A 14311-nucleotide genomic window follows, 5' to 3' on the forward strand; every position below is an offset into this window, starting at 1 on the left:
AATATAAAAAATGCTTTAAGACTATTTCCGAAATCAAAAATATGATAGATCAAGACTCAAAACTAAAATTACAATACACTTTCAATACTCGAAAGCGTTAAGCCCCAAGCATCAGAAACACCTTTATAAACAATTTTTCCAGTTACTACATTCAAGCCTTTTTTCAATTCTTCATTATCTGTACAAGCTTTTTTCCAACCTTTATTAGCTAATTGAAGTGCATAAGGTAAAGTAGCGTTTGTCAAAGCCAAAGTAGAAGTATAAGGCACCGCACCTGGCATATTGGCTACGCAATAATGCACAACGCCATCAATGACAAAAGTAGGATTTTCGTGTGTTGTCGGCTGACAAGTTTCGATACAACCGCCTTGGTCAACAGCAACGTCAACTAAAACTGTTCCTTCACGCATTTCTTTCAACATTTCACGAGTAATCAAATGTGGTGCTTTTGCTCCCGGAATCAATACTGCTCCAATAATTAAATCAGAAACTTTAATCGCTTCACGAACATTGTACTCGTTCGACATCACGGTGTCAACATTGACAGGCATCACATCTTCCAAATAACGTAAACGTGGCAAGCTAATGTCCATAATCGTTACGTTTGCACCTAAACCCGCTGCCATTTTTGCTGCTTGTGTTCCTACAATTCCGCCACCTAAAACCAATACATTGGCTGGTTTTACGCCTGCTACTCCGCCTAATAAAATACCTCTTCCACCCATTGGTTTCTCTAAGTATTTCGCTCCTTCTTGAATCGCCATTCTACCTGCTACTTCCGACATCGGAATTAATAATGGTAAAGAACGGTCTGTTTTCTCAACAGTTTCGTAAGCCAAACAAATCGCTTTGCGTTCAATCATGGCATGTGTTAATGGCTCAGAAGAAGCAAAGTGGAAGTAAGTAAAAAGTAACTGATTTTCTTTGATTAAATTATATTCAGAAGCAATCGGCTCTTTTACCTTGCAAATCATTTCAGCAATGGCATATACTTCTTCGATAGTTGGTAAAATACTTGCACCAGCTTTTACATACTCTTCATCCGAAAAACCGCTTCCTAAACCTGCTTGTGTTTGAATATAAACTGTATGACCGTTCTTTTTGAATTCTGCAACGCCCGCAGGAGTTAATGCAACACGGTTCTCATTGTTCTTAATTTCTTTTGGTACACCGATAATCATGGGATTGTGGGGGTTAATTTCTGCTTTTCTGTTATTGGCTAAACCAATCATGCCCAATAACAGAATTGCAGAGATGTTTGTAAATGAAGTATGTACAAAGTTAATAATACAGGAAATAGTTTTATATTTGTTGAATAAATAAGGAATTAGTGGTTAGATTTAGGGTTTTTCACGAAAAAAATTCTGTATTAAGCAAATATTACCTTTCTGTAAAGTAAATTTTTCTTTATGACTTTAGACGCAACAGATTTACGCATTCTTCAATTGTTACAGGAGAATGCCCAATTGACGATAAAAGAAATCTCAAAACAGATTAATTTGTCGATGACGCCCACCCACGACCGCATCAAAAGGTTAGAACAAGAGGAAATTATCGAGAAGTATGTGACTATTTTGAACAAAAAAAAGCTGGGAAATCCGCTTGTTGTTTATTGCAGTATTACATTGGACAAGCAACAGAAAAACCATTTTGAAGAATTCGAGGAGGCAATCAAGCAATTTCCAGAGGTGATAGAGTGCAGTGTAGTTTCTGGAAGTTATGATTATTTGGTAAAAATCATTGCTAAAAATATGGAGGCATATAATGAATTTTATCAGAAAAAATTATCTGCCTTACAAAGCGTAGCCCACATCAGCAGTTCCTTCGTGATGTCGGAAGTGAAGAATACGACAGTGTTGCCGATTGGTAATTTGAAAATTTGAAGATGCTCGTTCGATTTGAAAATTTGGAAATTTGAAGATTTGAAAATAAAGGAATTGTTACTCTAAAATTCATTAAATCTATTTTCATTAAACATTACCTTCAAGTTATCAAATTGTCTTAATCATTTTCAAATCATCAAACTTTCAAATTGTTTTAATCATTTTCAAATCTTCAAATCACCAAATTTTCAATTTTTTTTAATCATTTTCAAATCTTCAAATCACCAAATCTTCAAATCACCTCCCCATGCGTCGCCCGAATAATCATTCCCAAAGCTGGCTTGAAATTTTTTAAACTCAATAAAGCAATTTCAGAAAGTACTTCGTTTCCGAATAATTGCTGAACCGTTCTGCCAACCCAAAGCCTTTGAGCAAAGGTTTTTTGCCAAGCTTTTTGATAGTTTTCTTCTAATAGCTTTCGGTTATCAAAGTACTTCAAAAGATTTTCTGATAAAATTTTTGCTCCGTGAATTGCCATTGCCATGCCGTTGCCACATAAAGGCGTAATCAAACCCGCAGCATCGCCAACCATTAAAATATGATTTTCGATAGTCGTTTTTGGAGCGAATGAAATTTCATTAATTACTTCTGGCTTGTCGTAAAGAAATTCAGATTCTGTAAATATTTTTTTGAGATGAGGGTTTTTCCAGAGAATATTTTTCTCCATTTCAGTAATTGCACCGTGTTGGCGGAGGTTTTCACGGGTTGTCAAGTAACAAAGACAATACTTGTCTTCCTCAATGGCTGAAATCCCACAATAGCCATCTTTGAAATTATGAAGGGCAATTAAATCTTTCGGAAAATCGGTTTTGATATGATACTTTATGCCAATATAAGGACTTCTTTTGCCGAAAAAACCTCGTTTTAAAGTAGCATCCAATTTCGTTCTTTTTCCATAAGAACCAATTACATAGCGAGCTTCAAAACTGTCAGTACTGGTACTTACTGTAAAATGATTATCGTGAAATTCAACATTTTCAACGCTCTTTTCTAATAAAAATTCCACGCCAGCTTTTAGAGCTAATTGATACAAAATTTCATCAAAAGTATAGCGACTAATGCCAAAACCCCCTAAGTCAAGTTGGGTTTCCAATACTTTGCCCGAAGGTGAAGTAAATTGAAAACGGGAAATTTCTTTATAATTTAGCAGACTAAAATCAACGCCCAATGACGCTAAAAACGGTCGGGTTTCGTTGGAAATGTATTCGCCACATACTCGGTGGAAAGGATAGCTTTTCCTTTCAATCAATAATACTTTTTTGCCTGCTTTTGAAAGTAAAATACTATTGACGAGTCCAGCTAAACCGCCGCCAACAATGATGATGTCGTACATAATTTTAGATTTTTTCCAATTAGCTCAGAACAATGTAGTAAATTTAACTTATGAAACCAAGACTTTATCACATCGTAAGTCCAGCGTGGTGGGCTGAATTTTCAGATTTAGAATATTATGAATCTGAAACCTTTGCCGTAGAAAAATTTATTCATCTTTCTACTTTTGGGCAAGTACAGGGTACGCTCAACAATTATTTTGTAGGCAAAGCTCATTTGTTGTTATTGCATCTTGACATTGACGCTTTGACGGCAGAAACTCGTTTTGAAGACGTTCCCCATGGCGGAACTTTTCCGCATTTATACGGTAAACTCAACAAAAGTGCCATTACAAAAGTTGAAGATTTGTACCCAAATTCAGACGGAACTTTTACTTTTCCTGCTGAATAGCTCAAAATTTAGGTATAATATTTTGGAAACCCCGTAAGTAATTTTTACTTCACGGGGTTTCTTTAGTAATTAAACCTCAGAACTTTGTGCAATGTTTAGTGGTTTTATTGAAAGAAATTATTTTAAAAGCATGTTATACCCACAAAATATAGAACAAAAATTAGGATTCGACCGCATCAGAGAACACCTGAACGAATTGTGTGTGAGTTCGCTAGGAAGAGCCTTTGTCAACAAAATCCGATTTGCAGATAATTACGATTTAATTCAAAAAATGATTCGGCAAGTAGCCGAAATGAAAGATATTTTGGCTTTTGAGCCTCAAGCTTTTCCTTCACAGAATTATCTTGACGTAAATCTTCAACTTTCAAAAGCGGCAATTGAAGGTGCTTTCTTGACGGAAGAAGAGTTTTTCGACCTTAAACTTTCGCTAAGAACCATTCAAGAATGTTTGCGTTTTTTCGATAATAAAGAACCAGAAGCTTACCCGCAATTGAGAGAATTAGTTGGAACGGCTTTTTCGGCTGATTTGAATCTTCGTCAAATCTTGGATTCTTTAGATAAAGTAATCGACGACCGTGGTAAATTGAAAGACAATGCCAGTCCCGAATTACAAAGTATTCGTCGTAGAATTCAAAGTCAAGAAATTGATTTACGTAAAAAATTAGAAAGTATTCTGAAAAATGCTCGTTCAAATGGCTGGATTTCAGATGATTTTTCTTTGACTTTACGTGGCGGAAGAATGGTGATTCCCATCGCTGCTGAACACAAGCGTAAAATTAAAGGTTTCGTTCATGATGAATCTGATACTGGAAAAACAGTATTCATGGAACCTACCGAAGTACTGGAAGCCAACAACGAAATACGTGAATTAGAATCAGCGGAAAGACGGGAAATCATCAGAATTTTGATGGAACTCACGACAAGAGTTCGTCCACACGTTCCCGTTTTAAGAAAAGCTTATACTTTTCTGGGCATCATAGATTTTATCAGAGCCAAAGCTCGCTTGGCAATTGAAATCAATGGAGTAGCGCCTTTGAGCTTGAACAGCCAAATCGTAGATTGGAAAAATGCGGTTCATCCTTTACTCTTTCTTTCTTTCAAAAAACAAGGAAAAAAAGTACAGCCACTGACGATAAAATTGGATTCAGAACAAAGAATTTTATTGATTTCTGGGCCAAATGCAGGAGGGAAGTCGGTAACATTAAAGACTTTGGGCTTGGTGCAATATATGTATCAATGCGGTTTGTTAGTGCCAATGTCGGAGTATTCTACGATTGGAATTTTCAGAAGTGTGTTTATTGACATTGGCGATGAGCAAAGTTTGGAAAACGATTTAAGTACTTATTCATCACACCTAACGAACATGAAGTACTTTTTGATTAATTCTGATAGAAAAACTTTGTTTTTGATTGATGAATTTGGAACAGGTACAGAACCAACTTTAGGTGGAGCAATTGCTGAAAGTATTCTGGAAGATTTGAACCGTTCGGGGGCTTATGGTGCAATCAATACGCACTATACAAACCTCAAAACTTTTGCCGATAAAACAAAAGGATTGGTCAACGGAGCGATGCGTTATGATGCCGAACACCTTGAGCCTTTGTATGAATTGGAAATCGGAAAGCCGGGAAGTTCTTTTGCGATAGAAATTGCCTATAAAATTGGTTTACCCAAAGCGATTATTGATAAATCGAAGCAAAAAATTGGTAATCAGCAAGTAAGTTTTGAAAAGCTCATCAAAGAATTAGAAATTGAAAAGAAAGTATTTGCCGATAAAAACGTTGAAAATGCCCAAAAACAACGCAAACTTGACCAATTGTTAGAGCAATACAATTCGCTGAAATCGTATTTAGATACAGAAAAGAAAACGATTTTAAATACTGCCAAAATCCAAGCGAAAGAATTAATCAAAAATACGAATCAGAAAATCGAAGCAACGATTAAGGAAATTCGTGAGCAAGGAGCGGAGAAATTGGCAACCAAAGAAATCCGACAAGATTTGGTGGATTTTCAAGAAAGCTTAGTGCTTGAAAAAGTAAATCAAAATACCAAAAAACCAACGCCAAAAGAGGAGAAAGAAAAAGAAGAGCGTGAAGAAATTGAAGTAATTTTAGGTGAAATTTCGGTGGGTTCTTTGGTCAGAATCAAAGGTCAGGAAGCTTTAGGAGAAGTATTGAGTTTACGTGGGAAAGATGCTGAAATTGCCATTGGCGATTTGAAAACGACAGTAAAAATCAATCGTTTAGAAAAAATTTCTCGCAAAGAATACAAACAGAAAATTTCATCAAGTACTAAAATTGTGGGCGTTGATATGAATGATAAAATGATGAATTTTTCATTCAATCTTGATTTACGAGGAAAACGTGGCGAAGAAGCATTGGTTGAAGTAGATAAATTTATGAATGATGCCATCATGGTTGGTTATGATGAACTCAGGATTGTACACGGAAAAGGTGATGGAATTTTGAGGAATCTCATTCGTCAGCATCTCAGAGGTTATAAACAAGTAGCCACTACACAAGACGAACACGCCGATAGAGGAGGAGCAGGGGTTACTTTGGTGAGTATGAGATAATTAATAATGTAGATTTGACAAATTTGAATTTGTCAAATCTACATTTACCTATAAAACATTAGAAGTCTGTTCTTTGATTTTTTCAAGTTCATCTTTCATATTGATGACCATTCTTTGAATCACAACATCATTTGCTTTTGAACCAATTGTATTGATTTCACGTCCAATTTCTTGGCAAAGGAAGTTTAGTTTTTTACCATTTCCTTCTTTTAGTACTTCTTTGAAATAAACCAAATGCGTTCCTAAACGTACTTTCTCCTCAGAAATATCGTACTTCTCAATATAATAAATTAATTCTTGCTCAAAACGATTTTTATCAAAATCATCTGCTTCCAACAAATCTGTAACTGATTTTCTTAGGCGTTCACGAACGGTTGGAATTCGTAATTTGTCTTGCTCTTCTACTTCTTTCAGGAGCTCGCCAATTTTATCAATGTATTCGATAAATTTATTTTTTACGATTTCTCCTTCACGCAAACGGAATTTTGTACATTCTGCAATGGCTTGATTCACAGCTGATAAAATCGTTTTCCATTCTTCTTCTGCTTGTTCTTCTGAAACAGTTTCAGTATTGTAAGCATTTGGTAAGGTCAGCGCTATTTTGAATAATTCTGTAATGTCTGCTAAGCCATAAACGTTGGCAGATTCTTGCAAATCTTTCATGTAAGCATCAACTAATGGACGATTAATACTTGTTCCAGAGCTGGCTACGTCAGTGTAATTAATTGAAAGGTTAAATTCAATTTTACCACGTTCTAAGGATTGAGTAAGTAAATTTCTGATTTCTATTTCTCTGAAAGACAGACTCTTGGGTATTCTGCAATAAATGTCTGTAAACTTAGAGTTTAGCGTTTTTACTTCAGCAGTAACGGTTAAAGATTTTGCTTCTATCACCGATTTGCCAAAACCTGTCATTGATTTTAACATTATAAAATAATTTAGAAAACGTGGATGTCTTTGTATGAATTGGGGTGCAATATACAGAAAATATAAGTGTTTTAAAGTAAAAAACTGTAAGTGACATGCTTTGATGTACTTACAGTTTTTTTGCTTTTTAGCTATCTAAACCTAAGACTATAATTCTTTGATTTTGATATTTCTAAACCAAACTTTGTTTCCGTGATCTTGGAAAACGATGTGTCCTTTTGTGAAAGTACCCCAGTTTTCCATGCCTTTGAATTTACTTGCAGCTACTAATTTTTTATACTCTTCGCTACCAATTTTATATTCAATGACCATTCTGCCATTTACGAATAATTTTACATGACCGCTTTTTTGTTCAATCATTACTTTATTCCACTCGCCAACTGGTTTTACGTTTTCTGGTTCGTACTTGATTAAATCGTATAAATTACCAGCTCTATGCTTGTCGATTTTACCATCTGCATGACCATCGTTATCTAATACTTGAAATTCTGGACCCGTAAACCAAGAATATGGATGTTTTGTAGCATCGTCTTCTTGTGCATTGAAGATAATTCCAGAGTTACCACCTTCAGAAATTTTCCAGTCGCAAGCTAAAATAAAGTTTTCGTAAATTCCATCGGTAGTCAATTCTCCACCACCTTTAGTATTCCAACCATCCATTTGGCTGTTGTCTAGCATAATGGCATCATCAGAGATTTTCCAAGCTGGCCCAAGGTCTTTTTTATTGAAATTTCTCCAACCATTCAATGTTTTACCATCAAAAAGGAGTTTCCAGCCTTGCTTTTTTTCTTTGGCTGTCAAGGTGTTAGGCTTCTGAGCAGTTGCTGATAATGAAGCACACACCAAAGTAATGATAACAAATAGATTTTTCATGTTCATTAATTGAAATAATAGTATTGTTTAATTGGCGTCTAAATTAAACATTTTAGTCAATTATTCAATCTTTGTTTATGCTTATAGGCTTTTATAAACAACACCATCTTTCATCACAAACGATACTTTTCTCATTACTTTAATGTCTTGTAATGGGTTCCCATCCGTAGCAATAATGTCTGCAATTTTGCCAGTTTCAATAGAACCTGTTTCTTTTTGAGTACCCAAAATAATAGCTGGAGTCATCGTTGCTGCTTTGATTGCTTCCATCGCTGGCATTCCAGCTTCTACCATGTATTGAAATTCATAAGCATTATAACCATGAATAGAAACACCAGAATCTGTACCAAAAGCAATTTTAACACCTGCTTTGTACGCTTTAGCAAAAGTAGCCTGAATTAATGGTCCAATTTCTAATGCTTTCGGAGCTACTAATGGATGAAAGTAACCAGGGATTTTAGCAGAATCGCCAACAGTTTTACCTGCGATAATGGTTGGAACATAATAAGTACCGTTCTTTTTCATCAATTCAATTACTTCGTCGTCCATATAAGTACCGTGTTCGATGGTTGTTACACCTGCTTTCACGGCTCTTTTCATTCCTTCTGCTCCGTGTGCATGGGCTGCCACATGAAATCCATAATCTTTTGCGGTTTCAACAATTGCTCTGATTTCTTCTTCGGTAAATTGTGGTGCTTTTCCGCTTTTTGCCAAACTTAATACGCCACCAGTAGCCGTAATTTTAATACAGTCAGAACCTTCTTTATAACGTTGACGCACTGCTTGGCGACATTCATCTACGCCATTTACTACTCCTGTTAAATATCTTGGTTCTAGCGATAATTTATCTGCTAAAGCATTTGAAGGGTCGCCATGTCCGCCTGTAGTAGCAATGATTCTACCCACAGTATAAACTCTAGGTCCAATCGTAGTACCTCTATTGATGGCATTTCTCAAGGCAAGATTTACGCCTGAACCTCCCAAATCTCTTACTGTAGTAAAGCCTGCCATCAAGGTTGTTTTAGCATATTTTGCTGCATCGAAAGCAATGTCTGCATCATTTTGCTGATAGCGTTTTATCGCTCCACCTTTGCTGGTTTCTTCTTCCAAATGTACGTGCATATCCGTAAGACCCGGCATTACAGTTTGGTTTTTCAGATTGATAACTTTATCTGTTCCAGTCGGAGCAGTAAAGCCTTTTTGTACAGCAATAATCTTTTTGCCTTCAACAACGATGGTTACTTGGCTTTGTGCTTCATTTTGAATACCGTCGATAAGTGTTCCACAATGGACAAGGGTTTTCTGTGCCAAAGAAGCAGTACTTATCAGACAGAGTCCTGCTAGTGTAAGGAGTTGTTTTTTCATTTGTTGATATTATTAATAAAGGTACTGGATTGGATGATGCTATAAAAATAGAAAAATAGCACAGAATACCATGCTATTTTAGTTAGAAATATCAATTTTTTTGAACTATGATGTTAATTCGGTGCTGATTTCTATCGGATTAGTCAATATTTTATGAACGGGGCAACTATTAGCGATGACGAGTAACCTCGCTTTTTGTTCTTCATCTAAATTGCCAATCAATTCAATTTTTCTATTGAAGAAAGATTTATTAGCTGTAGCATCTCTTTCAAAAGTTACTGCTACTTTCACTTCTGCTAAATCCCAAGCTTTTCTGTCGGCATACATTCTTAATGTTGCAGAAGTACAGGCTGCTAGTGCCGCTGCCAACAGTTCTTTCGGGTTAAATCCTAAATCTTTCCCGCCTACTTCAATAGGTTCATCGGTAATCAATGTATTTGTAGTAGTCTGAATAGTAGTTTTGTAAAGTTCTTTGCCGATTTGTGCGTGTACTTTTTCCATTTATTTATTTTTTAAAGGATGAGCTTGTGGAAGTGGAACGAAGGTAGTTTCGCCCGGAACTTTAGGGAAGCTTTGTTCAATCCATCTGGTTTTGGCATCTTCAATTAATTCTTTCGTTGAGGCGACAAAGTTCCAGTAAATATATCTTTCTTCTGGAAATGGCTCACCTCCAAAAATATACACAGTAGTGTTTTCAGCCATTTCAAAACTGCATAACTTACTATCGTTCGCTATTAAAATATGTTTGGGTTCATAGCGATGTACTTCGCTGCTGATACTTCCTTCTAAAATATATAAGGCACTTTCCCCGAATAAATCATCCCCAATATTGATTGTCGTAGCCTTTGTCGTTTTTATCTCTAAAAAATACAAAGGACTATAAACAGGCACTGCCGATTTTTTACCAAAAGCTTCTCCAGCAATTAATTTAAAAGAAACGCCATTGTTTTCCCATGTAGGAATTTCTTCCTCTGTAATATGAGCAAAATTGGGAGACATTTCTTCAAGTTCTTTGGGCAAAGCCACCCAAATTTGTAAACCATGCAAGTTTTTATCAGAATGACGCAAATACTCTGGCGTTCTTTCAGAATGAACAATGCCATTTCCAGCAGTCATCCAGTTTACTTGATTGGGCTTTATTTCTATGGCTGTTCCTAGACTGTCTTTGTGCATTACACTTCCTTCAAAAAGATAAGTCAACGTAGAAAGTCCGATGTGTGGATGTGGCCCAACGTCTAAATTCTCATGATCACTTAATTTTGCTGGCCCCATGTGATCGATGAAACAAAATGGCCCCACCATTCTTTTTTCTCTAAAAGGTAATAATCGCCCCACCATGAAATTCCCAATATTACTTGGTCTTTCTTCGATGATTAATTTAATGTTTGACATTATTCTTTCGTTTTTAGGTTTTTCTTTTTCGAGTATTTTGACGTATCAAAGATGCAAGTTTTCTGGAATACCTTGATTGATTTGTTTGGTAATTTTCATGGGAGTATATAAATAGTTCAACCTTAATTTGAATGATAAGCTATAACACTAAAATTAGTTTTTTACCTTGATGCCATCATTAATGTTTTATGACCATCACTTATAATTTTTTACAGAATAATCCTTAATTTGCAAAAACAATCTGTTGGAAATACTTGATTGCTAATTGCTTTCAAGCCTTTCACATTCCGAGAACAATCCATTTTTATAAACATGAAAAAATACGCACTACTTTCGGTTGGCGAACTATTGGCTGACTTTATTGGAACTGAAATACAAGAAAGTATTCTTGAAACCTCCACTTTTGAACGTTTTCAGGGAGGAAGTCCCGCCAATATGGCTGCAAATATGGCTCGTTTGGGCATGAATACCGCCTTGGTTTCTTGCATTGGTAACGACAATATCGGTATTTATTTAAAAAGAGAAGTAGCCAAAACAGGTATTGATGTTAGTCACGTTGCCGTAGATGATTTTCAACCAACCAGTATTGTAGTGGTTTCACGTACCAAAGGCACGCCCGATTTTATTGCTTATCGCACCGCCGACCGTATGCTTCAACCACAACATATTCCAGATAGTTTATTGGCAGAATCAGCCATTTTTCATACCACTTGTTTCGCTTTGAGTCAAGACCCAGCCCAGAGTACTATCGTAGATGCCGCCAAACGTGCTAATGCTTTGAATTGTCGTGTAAGTTTAGACGCTAACTATGCTATTCAGATTTGGCCAGACAGAAAACAAGCTTGGGAAACTATTTCAGCTTACTGTTCACACGATGCTTTGGTGAAACTGAGTGAAGATGATGCCGAAAGAATCTATGGACATAAAGTTTCCGAAGCACAAATCCTGCAAGATTTTCATGCGATGGGAGCAGACCTCATTTGTCTAACCAAAGGTGGTGATGGTTCTATCATTTCTACTGAAAAGGGAGCAAAACAAATCACATTAGGCGTAAAACCCCTCGAAGTAATTGATGCTACAGGAGCAGGAGACGCTTATTGGGCAGGATTTCTAACGGCTTATACAGAAGGTGCTTCGCCAGAAACCTGTGCGAATGCAGGTGCTAACTTAGCAGCCTTAAAATTAGTAACCAAAGGCCCTTTGCCTGCAAAAGTGGATAAGGGGATTTTGTATGCTTTATAGCGATTAATAATAGGTTATCAATTTATCTACTACAAAAGATTAAACTACTAAATACCTCACCCCCAACCCCTCTCCTGTTGAGAGGGGAGCTTTGGGAACTAAAAAAGCCCCCTCTTTGCAGGAGAGGGGGTTGGGGGTGAGGTTTCGTAGTAAAGAAGATTTGACTATACTTTCATTTTCAATAGCCATTAAAAACTGATTACGGATGCTCTAATACTAAATGCGTAAGCCTATATTCTAAATGCGGATGCTCTAATACTAAATGCGTAAGCCTATATTCTAAATGCGGATGCTCTAACACTAAATGCGTAAGCCTATATTCTAAATGCGGATGCTCTAATACTAAATGCGTAAGCCTATATTCTAAATGCGGATGCTCTAATACTAAATGCGTAAGCCTATATTCTAAATGCGAATGCTCTAATACTCATTTTACAGCTTGGCATATTTAAAGAGGATACCCTTCACCATCCCATACTCCATGCTACTAGCACCGAAAACCGCTTTGATATAATTTTTCACGTCCAAAGCCGTATCTACCAAGCCTGTTTCTGGGGAGTATAAACACTTATTTCTAGCTGCTCGGCTAATCGTCCAAGCCGTATTGGCGACCATCACATTGCTGTTGGCATTTTGTAAATCCGTTAAATAAGCTTGCAAAGTACTTACTTTCAAGGCATCTTCATTAGGATTATATACTGCATGCGAGCGAATCAATTCTATCAACGTATAAAAATGCTCGACCATATACTCATAACTCTGTTGCGAACTAGAAATGCTTTTAGGTTGAGGTGTTTCTCCTTCAACAGCAATACTTGCACTCTTCTCACTAGACGAAGCCCTTTTCCCTTGAATCTTTCGATTAATGGTTTTAACCTCCGCCACGGCACTAGCTGGCACACCCGAAACAGAAAAAGCGTTGAGAATTTTAGTAGCCAAAGGCTTGAGCTGTGCAAATAAATCACGACGAGTATCAGTGGCTTGGATATACACCGTTTCGTTAGTGATACTTTGCTGTAATAAAGTGCTTGCGGTATTGAGTTGACTTTGCAGATTGGGGACTTTCAGGGCATCTTTTGTAGGATTGTAGCCAGCACCAAAGCCAAGGCAAAAATTAATCAGGTTTTTGAAATTAGCAATGTTCGTAGCATTACCAGAATCTTGTGAGGTGTTCATGATATATATTGTTTAAGTTAAAAAATACAACCTATAGAAATTGCATTTAACCGCCCCAAGGCAAAAGCGATTAATAAGTAATTGAACGTATTGAGTGGTAGGCTAAAGCATTATACAATAGGTACTTGTAATATGCTTATACTTTAAAATTAATGAATTGATTTTAGAAAATGGTGGAGTGGAAGGAAAAATATTTTGTAAAAATTAAAAATAATTTGTGTTCCAATCCTGAAAGGATTAAACATGAATAGCCAAAAGTAAAATGAGGAAGATATATGACTCTGAATGGGGTAGAACATCAGTGTTGCTATGTTACCTTTTCTATAAATGTATCATTCCTTCGGAATTGTGATTTTTATTGCATTTTATGAGCAATGAGACATTAAATTTCAGAAAGTACTTCTTTAAATTCTAAAGTTTTGATTCTTGTAATGGAGGGAAAAGGTATTTTCTTTAAGATGTTAAAATGTTTATCTTCAGAAACAAGATAATGTGCATTAGCAGCTACGGCACAATCAAAAAACTTATTATCATCAGGGTCCTGTTCAATCGCATTCCATTCATAATAACGTATAATTTGAACAACATTCTTGCCCATCATTATTTGATTTAAGGTGTTTTCAGCATCTTCCACAGAAAAGTATCGTTCGATAATTTCTGCATATTCATCTAAAATATCACTGGTAACGCATAATTCATATTTCCCTTGTACAAAAGCCTGCCAAACCCAGTGATAAGGAGATTTTTGAGAAATACTTGCTACTAACACATTGGTATCTAAAACAATTCTGAGCATATTAACTTGCTTTACGGTTGTGTCCCTTCAACATATTCTCAAAATCTTTATCAGTAAGTCCTTTTTCGGCAACGGTTTGGTCTAAATGTTTTTGCATCTTTCGATGATTAAAATCAACCAATAATTGTTTTAATTCATCTAAATCTTGCTCATTGTATTGTTCTTTTACTACTTGTAAAACCAATAACTGAGCTTGGGTCAAGGGAGTTTTTAAAGAATTTCTCATTGCATATTCATTTTTACAAATATAACGAATTTGGAATGTTTTCATATCTCTGGAATTACCAATCTCCCAATTATGATTAGTTTTGAAAACTTTTTAAAAAGTTTTCAAAACTAAAATCATCATCCAAAGGCTTC

The 14311-nt window shown here is 36.0% G+C and carries 14 protein-coding genes; 4 read left to right on the plus strand and 10 right to left on the minus strand.

Annotation, left to right across the window (positions count from 1 at the left end):
• Positions 1-68: 68 nt before the first annotated feature.
• The gene (gene ald / locus HNP25_RS07785; protein ID WP_184133255.1) at positions 69-1181 is read right to left on the minus strand and encodes an alanine dehydrogenase; all 1113 of its coding nucleotides are present in this window, start codon (positions 1179-1181) and stop codon (positions 69-71) included.
• A 228-nt stretch (positions 1182-1409) separates the two neighbouring features.
• On the opposite strand from ald, the gene HNP25_RS07790 reads away from it, so the two are divergent.
• Complete coding sequence (locus HNP25_RS07790) at positions 1410-1883, plus strand: Lrp/AsnC family transcriptional regulator (protein WP_184132902.1); 474 nt, start codon at positions 1410-1412, stop codon at positions 1881-1883.
• Positions 1884-2115: 232 nt separating this feature from the next.
• Here the strand turns inward: HNP25_RS07790 and HNP25_RS07795 are convergent, their stop codons facing one another.
• On the minus strand, positions 2116-3216 hold the full coding sequence (locus HNP25_RS07795; protein WP_184132905.1) for an NAD(P)/FAD-dependent oxidoreductase: 1101 nt from the start codon (positions 3214-3216) through the stop codon (positions 2116-2118).
• A 50-nt stretch (positions 3217-3266) separates the two neighbouring features.
• On the opposite strand from HNP25_RS07795, the gene HNP25_RS07800 reads away from it, so the two are divergent.
• Positions 3267-3605 carry a DUF952 domain-containing protein gene (locus tag HNP25_RS07800; RefSeq protein ID WP_184132907.1) on the plus strand — a complete coding sequence of 113 codons (339 nt, stop codon included), beginning with the start codon at positions 3267-3269 and terminating at the stop codon, positions 3603-3605.
• Between the two features lie 130 nt (positions 3606-3735).
• A complete protein-coding gene (locus HNP25_RS07805) occupies positions 3736-6180 on the plus strand; it encodes an endonuclease MutS2 (RefSeq protein ID WP_184132909.1) in 2445 nt (814 codons plus the stop codon).
• A 48-nt stretch (positions 6181-6228) separates the two neighbouring features.
• Here the strand turns inward: HNP25_RS07805 and HNP25_RS07810 are convergent, their stop codons facing one another.
• The 5 genes from HNP25_RS07810 to HNP25_RS07830 form a co-directional block, all read right to left on the minus strand.
• Positions 6229-7107 carry a YicC/YloC family endoribonuclease gene (locus HNP25_RS07810; protein ID WP_184132911.1) on the minus strand — a complete coding sequence of 293 codons (879 nt, stop codon included), beginning with the start codon at positions 7105-7107 and terminating at the stop codon, positions 6229-6231.
• A 147-nt stretch (positions 7108-7254) separates the two neighbouring features.
• Entirely contained in the window at positions 7255-7980 is a 726-nt protein-coding gene (locus HNP25_RS07815) for a 3-keto-disaccharide hydrolase (protein WP_184132913.1), read from the minus strand.
• An 81-nt stretch (positions 7981-8061) separates the two neighbouring features.
• The gene (locus tag HNP25_RS07820) at positions 8062-9345 is read right to left on the minus strand and encodes a metal-dependent hydrolase family protein (RefSeq protein WP_184132914.1); all 1284 of its coding nucleotides are present in this window, start codon (positions 9343-9345) and stop codon (positions 8062-8064) included.
• A 105-nt stretch (positions 9346-9450) separates the two neighbouring features.
• Positions 9451-9846, minus strand: coding sequence for an OsmC family protein (locus HNP25_RS07825; RefSeq protein ID WP_184132916.1), 396 nt, complete (start codon positions 9844-9846; stop codon positions 9451-9453).
• Positions 9847-10737, minus strand: a complete 891-nt coding sequence (locus HNP25_RS07830; protein ID WP_184132918.1) for a pirin family protein — start codon at positions 10735-10737, stop codon at positions 9847-9849.
• 312 nt (positions 10738-11049) lie between these two features.
• On the opposite strand from HNP25_RS07830, the gene HNP25_RS07835 reads away from it, so the two are divergent.
• Entirely contained in the window at positions 11050-11979 is a 930-nt protein-coding gene (locus HNP25_RS07835) for a carbohydrate kinase family protein (RefSeq protein ID WP_184132921.1), read from the plus strand.
• A gap of 432 nt (positions 11980-12411) precedes the next feature.
• Here HNP25_RS07835 and HNP25_RS07840 read toward each other — a convergent pair whose 3' ends face one another.
• The 3 genes from HNP25_RS07840 to HNP25_RS07850 all read right to left on the minus strand — a co-directional run bounded on the left by HNP25_RS07840 (position 12412) and on the right by HNP25_RS07850 (position 14222).
• Positions 12412-13155: a hypothetical protein gene (locus tag HNP25_RS07840; protein WP_184132924.1), complete on the minus strand. Its 744-nt coding sequence runs from the start codon at positions 13153-13155 to the stop codon at positions 12412-12414.
• A gap of 382 nt (positions 13156-13537) precedes the next feature.
• The gene (locus HNP25_RS07845) at positions 13538-13951 is read right to left on the minus strand and encodes a putative toxin-antitoxin system toxin component, PIN family (RefSeq protein ID WP_184132927.1); all 414 of its coding nucleotides are present in this window, start codon (positions 13949-13951) and stop codon (positions 13538-13540) included.
• A 1-nt stretch (position 13952) separates the two neighbouring features.
• The gene (locus HNP25_RS07850; RefSeq protein WP_184132930.1) at positions 13953-14222 is read right to left on the minus strand and encodes a hypothetical protein; all 270 of its coding nucleotides are present in this window, start codon (positions 14220-14222) and stop codon (positions 13953-13955) included.
• Between the last annotated feature and the right edge of the window lie 89 nt (positions 14223-14311).

Origin of the sequence: Arcicella rosea (assembly GCF_014204325.1) — a bacterium.
Taxonomy (GTDB): Bacteria; Bacteroidota; Bacteroidia; order Cytophagales; family Spirosomataceae; genus Arcicella; species Arcicella rosea_A.